The organism is Streptococcus pseudopneumoniae (assembly GCF_001074975.1).
Taxonomy (GTDB): domain Bacteria; phylum Bacillota; class Bacilli; order Lactobacillales; family Streptococcaceae; genus Streptococcus; species Streptococcus pseudopneumoniae_D.
The window spans coordinates 1-318 of sequence record NZ_JUUO01000030.1 but is presented as its reverse complement, the minus strand read 5'-3'; the positions used below and the strand labels follow the sequence as shown (position 1 = coordinate 318).

At 48.1% G+C, this 318-nt stretch carries 1 protein-coding gene; it reads left to right on the top strand.

From position 1 onward, the window contains the following. On the top strand, positions 1-318 hold a 318-nt coding region (locus ADI86_RS01615; protein ID WP_049531501.1), incomplete at both ends, for an SIALI-17 repeat-containing surface protein.

Below are 318 nucleotides of genomic sequence, written 5' to 3'. Positions count from 1 at the left end.
CACATTAGGAGATTCTCCAGCTCCTACAGTAGCTAAGCCAGAGTTTAAAGGTGGCGTGAATGGGGGCGACTCACTTGTTACAGAAGTTCCAGAGTATAGCGGTATTCTATCCACATTAGGAGATTCTCCAGCTCCTACAGTAGCTAAGCCAGAGTTTACAGGTGGCGTGAATGGGGGCGACTCACTTGTTGCAGAAGTTCCAGAGTATAGCGGTGTTCTATCCACATTAGGTAATTCTCCAGCTCCTACAGTCGTTAAGCCAGAGTTTACAGGTGGCGTGAATGGAGGCGACTCACTTGTTGCAGAAGTTCCAGAGTA